Source organism: Oribacterium sp. WCC10, assembly GCF_900113415.1.
Taxonomy (GTDB): Bacteria; Bacillota; Clostridia; order Lachnospirales; family Lachnospiraceae; genus Oribacterium.
The window spans coordinates 13,271-27,631 of the sequence record NZ_FOPH01000017.1 but is presented as its reverse complement, the minus strand read 5'-3'; the positions used below and the strand labels follow the sequence as shown (position 1 = coordinate 27,631).

The window sequence follows — 14,361 nt, the reverse complement described above, 5'->3', positions numbered from 1 at the left end:
GGAGGTCGGTGAGCATGAAAAACATAGTGATTATCGGTGCCGGCGACCTCGGTAAGGAAGTTGTCTGGCTTATTGAGGATATAAACAAAAGAGAACCAACCTTCGTAATCCTCGGATTCTTAGATGACGATAAGGATAAGCTCGGTGGAGAGTTTTATGGGTATAAGGTCTTGGGAAGTGTTTCGGATCTCGAAGCAATCAGCAGCCAAAGACAGTGTAGTGCTGTAATCGCAATCCAGAACGGGAGCGTCAGGAAAAAGATAGTTGAAGAACATCAGTCGTTTAATTCTTGGGAATCAATCATCCATCCGACAGCAGTAATTGCCTCGACAAGTCCAGTGGGGAATGGAAGCATCGTCTTCCCACAGGTTACAGTGTCCGTGGATACAAAACTGGGAGACTTCAATCTTTATTATATCCACAGCACGATATGCAACGACTGCAAGATCGGTTCTTTCGTTTCCATCATGTCCGGAGCTTCTGTTTCTGAACGCGCAGAAGTAGGTGACGAGTGCTTTCTGGCGGCGGGATCGTGTGTCTATCCACACAAGAGATTAGGCAGCAGAGTTGAAGTTGGTGTAGAAGCTACAGCCAGCCGTGACTACGCCGATGGAGCTGAAGTTAATGAAAAAAGCAGCGGTTTTTCGCTGTTTAAATGAGGTAGAAAGACATGACTCCAAAACGATTGTGGCACACAATCATGCTGAATGTGCAGCGAAACGGATATAAACGTGCGAACTATCTGAGAAAGCATAACCTTTTCTGTCATATAGGAGAAAAAGTATATCTTCAAGGGAGAAAGCTTCCCCTGTATTCAGAACTGATTTCATTAGGAGACAATGTCAAGATTGCGTCTCGCGTTAACTTTGTTACACACAGCATTATTCATTCGATGTTGAATTCGGCAGAGAATTTGTCGATGGCCGATAAAGTACAAGAACAGGTCGGATGCATTGAAGTAGGAGATAATGTCTTTATAGGAGCAGGAACAACAATTCTCAGTAACGTGCGAATAGGGTCAAACGTGATCGTTGCAGCAGGAAGTGTGATTACAAAAGATGTGCCCTCAAATTCCGTGGTGGGGGGGTACCGGCGAAGGTTATAGAGCCGCTTGATGTATATCTGGAGAAGCTTGGAAAAAGAGAAAATTATCCTGCAGAACTGGCTCCGAAAAAGCAATCCATATCAAATGAACTTGCTGATTACCTGTGGAATCGGTTCACAGAGGAAAGGAATATAAAGTGATTTACTCGAAGTACATAAAAAGACTTTTCAGCCTGTGCCTTTCATCTATTGGCCTTGTAGTTGCATCACCAATAATGCTAATAACGGCGATTCTGATTCGAGCCAAGTTAGGTTCCCCTGTGATTTTCTCTCAGGAGAGACCGGGCTATAAAGAGAAGATTTTCAAACTTTATAAATTTCGCTCTATGACTGATGCCCGTGATGAATCTGGTGAGCTTCTCCCTGATGAGGAAAGACAGACGAAGTTCGGACGCATTTTGAGGAGGACAAGCCTGGACGAGCTGCCAAGCTTGATTAATATCTTCAAGGGAGACATGGCTTTTATTGGGCCTCGTCCTCTTCTGAAGGAATACCTGCAGGTATATACGCCTGAACAACATAAAAGGCATAATGTCCGTCCAGGAATGGCGAACATTTCTGCAATCAAGGGCAGGAATAAGCTTGACTGGGAAGAAAGGTTGAAACTGGATGTCTGGTATGCGGAAAACATATCCTTTTTACTGGATCTGAAAATATTCTTCCAAACCATTAAAGTCGTGCTACTGCGGGAAGGAGCTCCGGACGCAAATGATTCTACCCGGGGACGTCTTGATGTGGCTGTGACGGGAAAAAAGTTGAAGGGAGAATGACAAAATGAAGAGTTCAGAAATACTTAGCTTTCTTGACCAGGAAGGAATCGAATATGAAGCAGTAAGAATCTCGGATGTTGAGATTGATGGTTATTCCAGCCTGTTCAATTATAGAGAAAGGACAATGACCTTTATTGTTCCTGAAAGACATTTTGCAGATTATGCAGAACAATTTAGCACGATCAAAATTCCCTTTATGATTATCGGAGAGACAGAAGAAGATTCGCCTGTTTTTTCCTCTGTCATACGAGTCAAAAGTCCGAGAAGAGTGTTCTTTGCACTTTTAGATGGATTGTTTGAGAAAGCACCAGGAGCAGACATTACCGGTATTTCCGCAGATCCAGAGGTGTATAAGAAAAATTCCTATATTGCTCCGACCGCTACGATTGGCAAAAATGTCAGAATCGGTGTAGGCTGCGTAATTGAAGGAAATGTTGTAATCGGCGATAATACTGAAATCCATCATAATGTTGTTATTCGGAACAAGACCAGAATAGGGGCCAATTGTACGATTCACTCGGGAACCGTGATTGGGGAGTACGGGTTTGGCTATGTAAAAAATGAACAGAACGAGAAAACAATGCTCAGACACTACGGTGGAGTTGTTATCGAAGATGATGTTCACATCGGTGATAATTGTGTGATTATCCGTGGCGCAATTGATGACACCATTATTCATAAGGGCGTGAAAATCAATACTATGGTTCATATAGCCCATAATGATGAGATTGGCGCAAATACCCTTATTACATCACCCTGCCATGTCTGTGGAAGTGTAAAAATCGGAGAGAATTGTCATATCGCCGGAGCTACCATTAGAAATCAAAGGAATGTCGGGGCAAACGCAACGGTTGGATTAGGTGCAGTTGTAGTTAAAGATGTTGATGAAGGACTAACGGTTGTTGGAAATCCAGCTAAACCGTTAGTTAAGTGATTAATGCCAAGGTGTATTTGAATGAAAAACATAATTGACTTATCAGATAAAACAATACTGATCGCCGGGGCTTCCTCAGGCATGGGAGCTGAGACTGCTGCGCTCTGCAGCGAACTTGGCGCGAAGGTTGTGCTGGTAGCAAGAAGAGAAGATAAGCTGCTTGAGGTAATGCAAAAGCTCCAAGGAGAAGGACACAGATATTACCCGTTTGATCTCAATGAGCTTGATAATATAGAGGCCTTTGTGAAAGGCACAATTAAGGAAACCGGGGCTCTGGACGGGATAGTATATTCTGCGGGCATTCCCGGAACTCGCCCGCTGAAGATGATGAAGCCTGCTGCTCTGAGCGAAGTAATGAACATCAACTTCAGCGCCTTTGTTGAGCTTGTCAGGTGCGCCACAAAGAAGAACATGTTCAACGCTGGAATGAGCATCGTGGGAATCTCATCTATTTCTTCTACAATGGGAAGTCTGGGCAAGACAGCGTATTGTTCTTCTAAAGCAGCAATGGACTCGGCTGTCAGATGCATGGCCAAGGAGCTGGCTCCGAATGGAATCCGTGTAAACACGGTTTGCCCCGGTATTATTGAAACAGCTCTTTTCCAGACATTCCAGGATAATGCTGGCGATAGCCACGATGCACAGGCGAAGATAGAGCGTCAGTACTTGGGGCTTGGTAAACCTATTGATGTGGCAAACACGATAGCATTTCTTCTGTCGGATGCTTCCCGTATGATTACGGGAGCCAATGTAGGAGTAGATGGAGGAATGCTGTCTTCGTAAATATATAACCTTTGGAGAGAAGCAGATGAAGATTCTGGTATTTGCCCCGCATCCGGACGATGAAGTGCTTGGCTGCGGCGGTACGATGGCACGGTATATTGATCAAGGAGCGGAGGTAACGGTATGTATCGTTACAAGCCCTCAGCCGCCGGTTTATGTTTATAAGGACAACTTGGCGGAGAAGAACGGTTGGCCACACATCATATATCCTCAGATTAAAGCCGCACATGAACTTTTGAAGATTAAGGAGACGGTTTTCCTTCAGTTCCCATGTGTCCTTTTAGAGAATGAACCACGACATATTGTTAACGGAAAGATCAGTGATGTTATTCAGCGGGTCAAGCCAGATGTGGTTTTTATTCCCCACTTCGGAGATATGCAAAAAGATCATACAATTGTTTCAGAGGCAGTTATGGTCGCAGTAAGGCCGAAATATGCGCATGTGCCTCGGTTTGTATATTCCTATGAGTGCCTTTCAGAAACGGAGTGGAACATTCCCCATGTGACTAACTCGTTCATTCCGAATACTTTTATTGATATTACCGACTATCTGCCGAAGAAACTTGAAGCTATGGCCTGTTTTACTTCGCAGGTTGGTGAATTCCCTAATCCCAGATCTATTGAAGCCGTGGAAGCACTAGCGAAGCTGAGAGGTTCAACCTCTGGCTTTAAAGCGGCAGAAGCATTCTCCCTTATCCGTGAGTATAGGGGGATTGATGGATGAAAGATATCGTTTTGTATGGAGCCAGCGGCTTTGGCAAAGAAGTAGCTTATATTATTGAACGAATTAACGAAGTGGCGCCTACCTATAAGCTCCTTGGCTTTCTTGATGACGGCTCCCAGTATCATGAAGGTGTAATCATTAACGGATATCCGTGGCTGGGAACCGGTGAATGGATTATTGAGCATAAGGACGAGTGTGTGTGCACATGCACGATCGGGTATCCAAGGACCAAAGCAAAGATACAGCGGCGGCTTACGGAACAGGGTGTACAGTTTGAGACTATTATTGCTCCGGATGCCCGTATTTCATCTTTATGTACGATTGGAGCCGGCAGCGTGATCTATGGATACACGAGCATTTCCGTCAACTGCAAGATCGGGGATGGAGTCCTTCTGAATGGCAGAGTATCCGTAGGACATGACGTAGAGATAGGCGACTATACAACGATCATGGTCGGAACCGGAATCAGTGGTGGATGCAAGATCGGCTCAGAGGTCAACATTGGTGGACATGCATTCATCATACCGGAAAAGAAGGTTGGAGACGGAGCTACTATCGCTGCAGGAAGCGTTGTGTTTTCTAATGTGAAGGCAGGCACAACCGTGCTTGGAAACCCGGCAAAAAGGATGAAAGAGTTGGAGTAAGAAGATGAGGATAGCATTCCTTTTTTCAGGACAAGGGGCGCAATACCCCGGAATGTTACAGGATTTATATCAGGAAGAGCAAGTTGTAAGAGATGTGTTCGATAAGGCAGATAAAGCTCTGGGACGTTCGATCTCGGATCTGTGTTTCCACGGGACGCAGGAAGATCTGAACTTAACGCATAATACGCAACCATGTGTCCTTGCCGCCGATCTTGCGGCTGGCGAATTATTAAGATCAAAAGGAGTCGTGGCGGAAGCTGTAGCAGGCTTTTCCTTGGGTGAATATGCGGCGCTGACATTTGCAGGGGCAATCAAACAGGATGATGTCTTTCTTATAGTACAGGTTCGCGCGGACGCGATGCAGGAGGCTGTTCCGGCAAGGCAAGGCGCGATGGCAGCTTTGATTGGAAAGGAATCAAATCAAGCTGCTGAGATTTGTGAAATGGTGAAGTCGGGATATGTGATTCCTGCAAACTATAATAGTCCAGCGCAGACTGTTATCTCTGGTGAAGCGGCAGCCGTTGATGAGGCTGTAAGTATCGCTGAAGAGCGCGGAATAACCTGCATGAAGCTGCCAGTGAGTGCTCCGTTCCATTGTAAGTTGATGAGACCAGCGGCGGAGAAACTGGCAGAATTGTTTAAAAGCAAATCATTCTCATATCCTGCAATCCCTGTCTACATGAATGTGGATGGGGAGGCCATTGAGGATGGAAGCAAGGTGAAAGATTTGCTTGTCCAACAGGCCATGTCTCCTGTGCAATGGGTAAAAACACTGCAGAATATGAGGGAAGCAGGTATAGACACCTTCATTGAGTGCGGCCCGGGAAGAACACTGTCTGGCTTGGTGAAGAAGACGCTCACAGGTGTGAATATATATAGGGTGGAAAACCTGAAAACACTGAATTCTACACTGGAAGCAGTGAACAAATGATAGTTGAGAGAGTTGACTCCGGACTACTGAACTCCAGTATGTATGTCGTATCAGAGAACGGTCACGCAATCGTAATTGATCCTTGCTTAATTACAGATGCAGCGGATAAGTTCATCATCGACTACCTCTTCATTACTCACGAGCATTACGACCACATATTTGGGGTTAATGCGTGGAAAGAACAAACAGGCGCTCCGTTATTATGCAGCAAGGTTTGCAGTGAGAGGATAAAGGATTCAAAGAAGAATCAGGCAAGACACTTTGATTCGTTTTGTGAGATACAATCCTTTTCTGCACAGTGGGATCCGTCCCTCTTTGATTTGGGATTTACCTGTGAGGCGGATATCACTTTTGAATGTGAGAAGCGTATTGATTGGCAGGGACACAGAATAAAGTTGGTCGAGATTCCAGGTCATTCACCCGGTAGCATAGGAATTTGGATCGACGATATATTCTTCTCTGGTGACAGCCTGCTGGAGGGGAAAGAGATAGAGGTACGGTTTCCCGGCGGAAGCAAGAAGCAATGGGAAGAAAAGGGAAAGAAGATAATAGATGCTATTCCAGATGGAACAAAGGTCTATCCGGGGCATTTTCATGGTTTCGTATTAAAACGGTGAAGGAGAAAAAACATGTCAGTATTCAAAAGCAGCGGAATTGGTATCGCAGGGGTCGCATGCGCTGTTCCGAAAAACAATGTACCGGTAGAGAGCTTTACATCTGTATTTGGTGAAGAAGTAACAAGCAAATTTACCTCCGGCACAGGGATTAAAGCAACATTTAAGGCGCTTCCGGAGCAGACCGCAAGCGATCTGGCTGTTGACGCGGCACAGGAGCTGTTTAGCCACATTGATATAGATAAGTCTGAAATCGGAGCAATGTTCCTCGTCACGCAGTCCCCTGATTATCGGAGACCGTCCAGCGCAAGCATCGTTCAGCTCAGGTTGGGACTTCCTATTGATTGTTCCTGTATGGAAATCAACCTGGGATGCTCTGGCTTTGTCTATGGACTTCAAACTGCAATGGCTATGATGTCTGCCTCCGATTACAAGTATGGACTGCTTCTTATGGGCGAGACAGCAACAAAGCTTGTTGATCCTCTGGATAAGTCCATCGTGATGATGTACGGGGACGCCGGCGCTGCGATTCTTCTGGAGCGGAAGGACGGAGTGGAGACAACATCTCTTCTTCGCAGCGATGGAAGCCGCTATAAAGCGATTGTCCTGCCAGCGGGTGGATTCCGCGATATGAACCCCGGACATGAACGGTTTATGTGCAGTGATGGTATTGAACGGTCGCTGTACGACATCTTCATGGATGGCACATCAGTGTTCTCGTTCTCCATCTCGGATGTACCGCAGGCGATCACGGATTATCTGAGGCTAACAGAAACGACCGTGGCCGACTACAACGCGTTCCTTTTCCACCAGGCAAACCAGTTTATTATCAAACAGTTGATCCGGAAAATGAAGCTCCCCAATGATCAAGTTCCGCTGTCCTTGGACAGATACGGGAATACTGGTGGTATCTCGATCCCGTTAACACTCTGTGATGCGTACGGAGACAAGAGCGGGGAGAAACTGAAGGCACTTATTTGCGGCTTCGGTATCGGCCTGAGCTGGGGCGTTGCAAATATTGAAGTTGATACAGATAAGATTTATCCGATTGTGCAAACTGAGGATTACTACAAAGAGGGGAAACTTATCCCCGGACAGTATTGAGAAACTAACCAATAGTAAAAGATTTTAGGAGGAAAATACAATGAATAATCAGGAAAAACTGGCACTTATCGAAGAAACTCTCGAAATGGATGAAGGCACGCTGACTCCGGAAACCGTACTGGCAGATCTGGATGAATATACCTCTATGGCAAAGCTTTCTCTTATCGTGATGTTTGATGATGAGTTCGATAAGAAGGTAACTGGTGCTGAGGTTAAAGCCTTTGAGACGGTTGCAGATATCATGTCTCTGATGGAAAAGTGAGGATTATCGCATGGATAATTTGAAAAAATACAATGATGTTTTTTGCAGAGTATTGAATGTAAACGAGTCCGTGCTGAATGAAAACTTCACTTTCAAAGCTGTTCCTCAGTGGGATTCGGTTGCTCATCTTTCGCTGATCTCGGAACTTGAGGATGAATTTGATGTCCTGTTCGAATCGGATGATATTCTTCACTACGGCTCCTACTTGAACGGGATCGAGATTCTTAAAAGGTACGGAGTAGAATTCTAATAGGGGAAACAATATGCTGACAGGAAAAGTCTGTATCGTTACCGGCGGAAGCCGGGGGATTGGAAAGGCCATTTCACAGGTTTTTGCTCAGAATGGAGCTACCGTTTATGCGATAGCAACTCGTGAAGGCTCTGTGGAGGAGTGGTCTGAGGAGTTCAATAAGGATGTGAGCGGGGAGGTTCGGTCCCTGTACTTTGACATTTCCGATGAACGTGCTGCCAGGGACGGCGTAATGCAGATTAAGAGAGCCTGCGGTTACATTGATGGATTGGTCAACAATGCCGGTGTAGAGTTCAATGAACTCATTGGTATGATCAGTCACGATAACATGGAGAAAATGTTCTCTGTGAATGTCTACGGTACTATTAACATGCTCCAGATGGTGAGCCGAATAATGGGACGCCAGGAGACCGGCGGGAGTATTGTGAATATTACGTCCATGACGGCATTGAGAGGTAATAAGGGCCAGTTGGTTTACTCGGCAACCAAGGGTGCGGTGATTTCATTAACTAAATCCGCCGCAAAAGAGCTGGCGGAGAAGAAGATCCGTGTAAATGCTATTGCGCCTGGCCTTACCAACACTGACATGATGAAGCAGGCTGATCCGGAGAAGTTGCAAAGCAGGATCAACAACATCTGTATGGGACATCTGGCAGAGCCGGAAGATATCGCAAAAGCCTGTCTCTTCATGGTATCTGATCTTTCTACCTATGTTTCCGGACAGGTGCTGGCTGTGGACGGCTGCACTATTATGTAGACCAAGCAATATTGTGTAGTTTGAAGAAATCGTGGTATCCCACGCAAAGGAGTTAGAAAAGTGTTTTTAAATGTCGATAAGCATAATAAAAATAAAATGGCAATCAAAGATGATAGCGGTTACAAGCTCACCTATGGTGATGTATGCCTGACGATAGAGGAGTTTGACGCTCTGAATCTCCCACGTTCTGTTATTTTCTGCCTCTGTGAGAATTGCGCTGGCTCACTGATTGGCTATATGGCATTTGAAAACAACAAACAGGTTCCACTTCTTCTCGGTGCCGGATTGGATGAAGGATTGAGAAGCAACCTTGAATCCATGTACACACCAAGTTATTATTGGGTGCCGGAACGGAAGGCTGAGGAAATCAAAGGTGAGAAAGTGTTCTCAGCATACGGCTATGTTCTTCTGAAGACTGAGTATGAGCCCTATCCGCTGAACGACAAACTCTCTATGCTTCTGACTACATCTGGTTCAACGGGCAGCCCCAAGCTGGTGCGGCATAAGTACGGCAATTTGGAAGCAAACGCGGAAAATGTAGCTAAAGTCTTCTCCTGGCGACCAGATGAAGAGGTTGGCATCTGTGATCTGCCCATGAACTATACCATGGGGCTGAACGTTATCAATAGCCACCTTGTGGTCGGTGCAACCGTTCTCATGGTGAAAGCCAATCTAATGGATCCCGATTTCTGGGAGTTTATCAAGGTTAATGGAGGAACCAGCTTCTGTGGTGTGCCATTTAGCTATGAGGTTATGCGTAGAGTGGGCTTTGACAAGATGGATCTACCGAAGCTTTATACTCTGGCCGAGGGCGGCGGCAAACTGACCGATAAGATGTTTAAGTGGATCGCTACCTATGCAAAAGAGAATGGTAAGCGGTTTTGCGCAACATTTGGAACTAGTGAAACCAGTGCTCGCATGGCTTTCCTTGATCCAGAGCTCGCTCTTCAGAAGATCGGGAGCATAGGCAAGGCGATTCCTAACGGTGAGTTGTTTCTACTTGATGAGGCTGAAGGTGAGGACGGTACGGTAACGGGAGAGCTTGGTTATCGTGGACCTAATGTCACGATGGGTTATGCATTGAATAAAGATGATCTTCAGAAAGACGATGAGTTCTGCGGGGAATATCACACTGGTGATATAGCCAAAAGGGATGCCGACGGATTCTATTTTATCATCGGGCGCAAAGGTCGATTCCTTAAGCTGTTCGGATTAAGGGTAAGTCTTGATGAGACAGAGCGTATTTTGAAAACGCAGTATCCGAATGTCGATTTCTGTTGCACCGGCGATGACAAGAAAATGAATATCTTTATAACTGACGCAGGGCTTAAGGATGAAATCATTCCGTTTATCAGCGGAAAGACCAATCTGCATAACTCAGCCTTCCGTGTGTTTGTCATTGACGAGATTCCACGGAATGATTACGGCAAGGTGAAGTTTGCTGAGTTGGAAGTTCTTGCAGGTAAATAAGAGATTGAGGTATCGTTGTGAATAAGCTGAAAGTATGGGTGGTCGGAAGAGGAATTCCGATTGAAGAATACTGCAATGATGTAGGACTAAAATGGGATGCAGAAGATAGGAAAAAACTGGCTGAAAAGACGAAAGCAATGGGTGGACAAATAATAGCAGCTAAGGGTAGAACACATTATTGGATAGCTACCTGCGTATGCCAGCTCGCCGATGCGATCATTAATCAGCGGCCGACAATTTCGCGTGAAAGCTCAGTACTGATGGGTGAACACGGATGCAGGTAAGTGGCACTTAGTGTTCCAAGCGTTGTTGGGCTTGCTGGAGTGCAGCAAAGAATAAGAGAGAAGTGGACCCCAGATGAATACCGCGGATTCTTTGATACGGTAGAGAGTGTCAGAGACGTCCTAGAAACTATCGCCAAATAAATAAAACGTCAAAAATGAAGTTGTAACGGTTTTATGGTTCATCTGAAAATTATGTCTTAGTCAGTATTTTAAAAGCAGATGAAAATACTCTACAAAATTAGAACGAGCCATCTTTTTTTGACTTGATAATTCGTGAAACTGGAGAAAAATTATGCCTGCCATTACTTTAATTGTGCCGTTTTATAAAACTGAAAAAAATCTATTTGAACGGTGTATCAGGAGTATCCTTCAGCCTAAGGATGCCGATATTGAATTATTGATAGTGGATGACGGCTCTGAGGAAAAGTATCATTTCATTACTGATTCATTTATTTCTGACCATCGAGTACAGGTGTTTCACAGACCGCATAAAGGTGTTTCATTTGCTAGAAACTACGGAATGAAAAACGCATCTGGCACGTGGATTATGTTTGTGGATTCGGATGACTATCTGGAAAATGGTTGGTATTCTAAAGTGAAACCTTATTTAAGCAATGCTGAGGAATTGATAATTCTCAATGGATATAAAGACGCAGAAGGAATTCTGACAAAAAATCAGTTCTTTCTCAAAGAAAATATAGACTATGGTAGTAGTGATGATCTTAGACTTATGGTAATGGAATCTGCGTTATCGCTAGGTCGACTACCAAAGGGATATTTGAGTTACTTTTCACTTGGTTCACCATGTAGTAGACTATATAAAAACAGTTTTTTAAAGAAGTATGAAATAAGGTTTAATGAAGATATTACATTCGCAGAGGATACTCTATTTGCACTTGATGTACTGTATAGAGTTCGTTCGATCATTTATGTAGACAAATATCTTTACCACTATGTAATGCATGGCAGTAGTGCGACGCACCGATATAGACCGGGATTGTCCGCTGAGATGGTTAAGTTCTTTAATGCAGCAAACAGCTTCTTTGTAGAAAACAAACTGACAGAAAGACTTGAGTTGGCATACATGTATCGTGCGTTTCATGAGATGAATCGTGCGATTAATCTGGAGTTTTTTCACAAAGACAATCCAAAATCATTCCTTGATAAACATCGTGATGCAAATCGTTTTGTAAAAAGCGAGCCGTTCTGCTCGGCTCTTGAGAAAGGGATTCGAGGAGAATACGGTGGCGTTGATAAAATGAAATCAATTTTTATAAAAAACGGGATGTATTTACTTATGACAAAAACAAGAGAATTGTTAACAAGTAACCGAAAAATCACTGAGATTATATTGTCAGGTCGAACTGCTCACCGATGATTGTGGCGAATACACTGAGGGGTAGTTTTTTATGAAAGTAAGAACTAAGGATGCATGTATTTTGCTTATATATTTGTTTTCATATATTTTTGCGCTCACATATATATATTATGGACTAACATACAGCTATAGCTGGAAAATAATATCTTCTGCTCCGGTGTTTATTAATATAGCTCTGGGTTTCATTTATTTGTTGAGTAAAAGATATATAAGGTTGGAATTTATCGGGATACTAATGTTCGCGATTGTGACTTATGAACTGGTAGTTTCAGCAGCGAATAATATGTTTATCATTCCGAACATAATTATAGATGTAATCGCATGGCCTTTGTTATTCATCGTTTTCTTAGATTACTCACGAGACAATGAATTATCTATATTAATTGCGAACAAAATAACTATTATTGGGATGACACTTGTTTGCTCTCTTGTTGCATTTGTTCTAACGCGTATAATTCGCTTTGGTGCTATAGGCGGCTCAACTGTATTTACCACATATTTGAGCTTTTCTTTTTTGCCATTTGTTTACTTGTACTGTAACAAGAGACTATCAACTATCTTTAGTGCGATAGTCGCGGTTTTAATGATATTTACATTAAAAAGAGGTGCATTTATTATTGTTGCAATTGGTATTAGCTTATATTATATCCTTAATAGTTATATTGCAGGTCAGCAAGGGAAAAAGATTCATCGCATGATATTAGCGGTGTTTATACTTGTCGCAATATACCTATTTGGATGGTATCTGATAGATAAATATAATATAGGGATATTGACTAGATTATCAAATGCCATTGATGATGGTGGATCTGGGCGTACAAGAATCTGGGAATTAATTCTAGCTGATTTTAATAATTCCTCCAAAAGTGAAAGATTATTTGGTCATGGATTTCATTCCGTATTCTATAATCTACGACCGTTCGGAAAAGCAAGATTTGCACATAACAGCTTGATTGAAACATTATACGATTACGGATATGTTGGTTTAGTCCTTCTTATTATCTTTATTGTGTATTTGCTAGCCAAAACGATAGAAATGATTAGGGCAAAATCCACTGATGCACCGGTAATGAGTTATACTATGGTTTCAATGATTGTGTTAACAGCTATCAGCTATTTCTTTGAAGAATCGGTAATGACTATTCCTCATGCTATGATATGGGGTATCTGCATTGGTAGATTTATAAGAGATAAAGACTATTAATGACTACTTGTTGTTACGTTGGAGGAAATGTTATGAAGGCAGGAATAGTTTCGCTTTACGGATATTTTAATTATGGAAATCGACTTCAGAGCTATGCCGCTCAACAGGTTTTGAGAGGATTAGGTTTTGATACGGAAGTAATCTACATACAACCGTATAAAAAGAGAATCCGTGAATTACTAATAGATCTTTATTTTTCTAAATATGCTCAACTTATTCTTCAATCATCGGTAGAACTAAAGAATAAGTATAAGAGACAAAAAAACTTTGAGTTGTTTAATAATCAGTTCATTCATACAAAAGGGTATGCGTCTATAAAGGCTATTAGTGACGCAGATTATTTTGTTCTAGGATCTGACCAGGTCTGGAATCCAAAAAGGTACGATAACATAAAAAAAGAGTTATTCCTTCTGACATTCACGGAAGACAGGAAAAAGGTTTGTTTTTCTCCAAGCTTCGGAGTTAGCAAATTACCAGATGAGTGGAAGACGTATTTTAAAAAACATTTGGAAACTATTCCGATGCTCTCAGTTAGGGAAACCGCGGGGCGAGATATCATTAAAGAACTCACTGGACGTGAGGCTGAAGTTTTAATTGATCCTACACTAATGATCGACGCAGATGAATGGTCGAAGGTTATAAAAAAGCCATCAGAAGTCGACGTTAAGAATGAGTATGTGCTGAACTATTTTATCGGTGGAGAGCCACAGAAGGCAAAATGTAAAAATGAATATCTTTCGAGAGAGTACCGCCTTGAGGTTTATAATATGTTTGACACACAAGCGACAGGGTTGTTTACGTCTGGCCCTTCCGAGTTTCTGTATCTTATAAAAAATGCAAAAATCATACAGACAGACTCTTTCCATGCTTGTATCTTTGCCTTTTTGTTTGGAAGACCATTTTTGTTATATGCACGGGAGGGCGTTGATACTGATATGTTATCTAGACTTGAGACTTTGTTTTCTATGTTTGATTTGGAAAGAAAATTTGTTGATAAAGAGATGCCAAATGATGATTTTGAGTGCAACTATGAAAATGGATATAAAAGATTGGAAGAGGAACGAAAAAAGGTATATGCATTCCTTAGAAGTTCAATGGGTATATGAATGGTTATATGGAAGTACATATAACACTTCTTCGATAATTCG

The 14,361-nt window shown here is 42.9% G+C and carries 18 protein-coding genes; all 18 read left to right on the top strand.

The window, feature by feature from the left end; translation table 11 throughout:
• The first annotated feature begins 14 nt into the window (after positions 1-14).
• Positions 15-659 carry a PglD-related sugar-binding protein gene (locus tag BM294_RS11935; protein WP_091208597.1) on the top strand — a complete coding sequence of 215 codons (645 nt, stop codon included), beginning with the start codon at positions 15-17 and terminating at the stop codon, positions 657-659.
• Positions 660-670: 11 nt separating this feature from the next.
• Positions 671-1,105 carry an acyltransferase gene (locus BM294_RS16845; protein WP_091208594.1) on the top strand — a complete coding sequence of 145 codons (435 nt, stop codon included), beginning with the start codon at positions 671-673 and terminating at the stop codon, positions 1,103-1,105.
• A gap of 103 nt (positions 1,106-1,208) precedes the next feature.
• The gene (locus BM294_RS11925) at positions 1,209-1,874 is read left to right on the top strand and encodes a sugar transferase (RefSeq protein ID WP_091208592.1); all 666 of its coding nucleotides are present in this window, start codon (positions 1,209-1,211) and stop codon (positions 1,872-1,874) included.
• 4 nt (positions 1,875-1,878) lie between these two features.
• Positions 1,879-2,808 carry a UDP-3-O-(3-hydroxymyristoyl)glucosamine N-acyltransferase gene (locus tag BM294_RS11920; protein ID WP_091208589.1) on the top strand — a complete coding sequence of 310 codons (930 nt, stop codon included), beginning with the start codon at positions 1,879-1,881 and terminating at the stop codon, positions 2,806-2,808.
• 21 nt (positions 2,809-2,829) lie between these two features.
• Positions 2,830-3,591 (top strand): SDR family NAD(P)-dependent oxidoreductase, encoded by a 762-nt coding sequence (locus BM294_RS11915; protein WP_091208585.1) that lies wholly within the window; start codon positions 2,830-2,832, stop codon positions 3,589-3,591.
• Between the two features lie 25 nt (positions 3,592-3,616).
• Positions 3,617-4,315: a PIG-L deacetylase family protein gene (locus BM294_RS11910; RefSeq protein WP_091208685.1), complete on the top strand. Its 699-nt coding sequence runs from the start codon at positions 3,617-3,619 to the stop codon at positions 4,313-4,315.
• Positions 4,312-4,959 (top strand): acetyltransferase, encoded by a 648-nt coding sequence (locus BM294_RS11905; protein WP_091208583.1) that lies wholly within the window; start codon positions 4,312-4,314, stop codon positions 4,957-4,959. The genes BM294_RS11910 and BM294_RS11905 overlap by 4 nt, the downstream gene beginning before the upstream one ends.
• Before the next feature lie 4 nt (positions 4,960-4,963).
• A complete protein-coding gene (fabD, locus tag BM294_RS11900) occupies positions 4,964-5,890 on the top strand; it encodes an ACP S-malonyltransferase (protein ID WP_091208580.1) in 927 nt (308 codons plus the stop codon).
• Positions 5,887-6,507 (top strand): MBL fold metallo-hydrolase, encoded by a 621-nt coding sequence (locus tag BM294_RS11895; protein ID WP_091208576.1) that lies wholly within the window; start codon positions 5,887-5,889, stop codon positions 6,505-6,507. The genes fabD and BM294_RS11895 overlap by 4 nt, the downstream gene beginning before the upstream one ends.
• Before the next feature lie 12 nt (positions 6,508-6,519).
• The gene (locus BM294_RS11890; protein WP_091208573.1) at positions 6,520-7,608 is read left to right on the top strand and encodes a 3-oxoacyl-ACP synthase III family protein; all 1,089 of its coding nucleotides are present in this window, start codon (positions 6,520-6,522) and stop codon (positions 7,606-7,608) included.
• A 40-nt stretch (positions 7,609-7,648) separates the two neighbouring features.
• A complete protein-coding gene (locus tag BM294_RS11885) occupies positions 7,649-7,870 on the top strand; it encodes an acyl carrier protein (RefSeq protein ID WP_091208569.1) in 222 nt (73 codons plus the stop codon).
• A gap of 10 nt (positions 7,871-7,880) precedes the next feature.
• Positions 7,881-8,120, top strand: a complete 240-nt coding sequence (locus tag BM294_RS11880; RefSeq protein ID WP_091208566.1) for an acyl carrier protein — start codon at positions 7,881-7,883, stop codon at positions 8,118-8,120.
• Between the two features lie 13 nt (positions 8,121-8,133).
• Positions 8,134-8,877 (top strand): SDR family NAD(P)-dependent oxidoreductase, encoded by a 744-nt coding sequence (locus tag BM294_RS11875; RefSeq protein ID WP_091208563.1) that lies wholly within the window; start codon positions 8,134-8,136, stop codon positions 8,875-8,877.
• Positions 8,878-8,973: 96 nt separating this feature from the next.
• The gene (locus BM294_RS11870; protein WP_242944524.1) at positions 8,974-10,347 is read left to right on the top strand and encodes an AMP-binding protein; all 1,374 of its coding nucleotides are present in this window, start codon (positions 8,974-8,976) and stop codon (positions 10,345-10,347) included.
• 17 nt (positions 10,348-10,364) lie between these two features.
• A complete protein-coding gene (locus tag BM294_RS11865; protein ID WP_091208558.1) occupies positions 10,365-10,631 on the top strand; it encodes a Rossmann-fold NAD(P)-binding domain-containing protein in 267 nt (88 codons plus the stop codon).
• A gap of 292 nt (positions 10,632-10,923) precedes the next feature.
• Entirely contained in the window at positions 10,924-12,009 is a 1,086-nt protein-coding gene (locus BM294_RS11860; RefSeq protein ID WP_091208555.1) for a glycosyltransferase family 2 protein, read from the top strand.
• 31 nt (positions 12,010-12,040) lie between these two features.
• Positions 12,041-13,213, top strand: coding sequence for an O-antigen ligase family protein (locus tag BM294_RS11855; RefSeq protein ID WP_091208552.1), 1,173 nt, complete (start codon positions 12,041-12,043; stop codon positions 13,211-13,213).
• A gap of 32 nt (positions 13,214-13,245) precedes the next feature.
• Positions 13,246-14,319 (top strand): polysaccharide pyruvyl transferase family protein, encoded by a 1,074-nt coding sequence (locus BM294_RS11850; protein WP_175494663.1) that lies wholly within the window; start codon positions 13,246-13,248, stop codon positions 14,317-14,319.
• Positions 14,320-14,361: the final 42 nt, after the last annotated feature.

What these genes read in the sequence shown, in the direction of transcription:
- BM294_RS11935 (WP_091208597.1), top strand. Translation starts at nt 15, where the DNA reads ATGAAAAACATAGTGATTATCGGTGCCGGCGACCTCGGTAAGGAAGTT.
- BM294_RS16845 (WP_091208594.1), top strand. Translation starts at nt 671, where the DNA reads ATGACTCCAAAACGATTGTGGCACACAATCATGCTGAATGTGCAGCGA.
- BM294_RS11920 (WP_091208589.1), top strand. Translation starts at nt 1,879, where the DNA reads ATGAAGAGTTCAGAAATACTTAGCTTTCTTGACCAGGAAGGAATCGAA.
- BM294_RS11915 (WP_091208585.1), top strand. Translation starts at nt 2,830, where the DNA reads ATGAAAAACATAATTGACTTATCAGATAAAACAATACTGATCGCCGGG.
- BM294_RS11910 (WP_091208685.1), top strand. Translation starts at nt 3,617, where the DNA reads ATGAAGATTCTGGTATTTGCCCCGCATCCGGACGATGAAGTGCTTGGC.
- BM294_RS11905 (WP_091208583.1), top strand. Translation starts at nt 4,312, where the DNA reads ATGAAAGATATCGTTTTGTATGGAGCCAGCGGCTTTGGCAAAGAAGTA.
- fabD (WP_091208580.1), top strand. Translation starts at nt 4,964, where the DNA reads ATGAGGATAGCATTCCTTTTTTCAGGACAAGGGGCGCAATACCCCGGA.
- BM294_RS11895 (WP_091208576.1), top strand. Translation starts at nt 5,887, where the DNA reads ATGATAGTTGAGAGAGTTGACTCCGGACTACTGAACTCCAGTATGTAT.
- BM294_RS11890 (WP_091208573.1), top strand. Translation starts at nt 6,520, where the DNA reads ATGTCAGTATTCAAAAGCAGCGGAATTGGTATCGCAGGGGTCGCATGC.
- BM294_RS11885 (WP_091208569.1), top strand. Translation starts at nt 7,649, where the DNA reads ATGAATAATCAGGAAAAACTGGCACTTATCGAAGAAACTCTCGAAATG.
- BM294_RS11880 (WP_091208566.1), top strand. Translation starts at nt 7,881, where the DNA reads ATGGATAATTTGAAAAAATACAATGATGTTTTTTGCAGAGTATTGAAT.
- BM294_RS11875 (WP_091208563.1), top strand. Translation starts at nt 8,134, where the DNA reads ATGCTGACAGGAAAAGTCTGTATCGTTACCGGCGGAAGCCGGGGGATT.
- BM294_RS11870 (WP_242944524.1), top strand. Translation starts at nt 8,974, where the DNA reads ATGGCAATCAAAGATGATAGCGGTTACAAGCTCACCTATGGTGATGTA.
- BM294_RS11860 (WP_091208555.1), top strand. Translation starts at nt 10,924, where the DNA reads ATGCCTGCCATTACTTTAATTGTGCCGTTTTATAAAACTGAAAAAAAT.
- BM294_RS11855 (WP_091208552.1), top strand. Translation starts at nt 12,041, where the DNA reads ATGAAAGTAAGAACTAAGGATGCATGTATTTTGCTTATATATTTGTTT.
- BM294_RS11850 (WP_175494663.1), top strand. Translation starts at nt 13,246, where the DNA reads ATGAAGGCAGGAATAGTTTCGCTTTACGGATATTTTAATTATGGAAAT.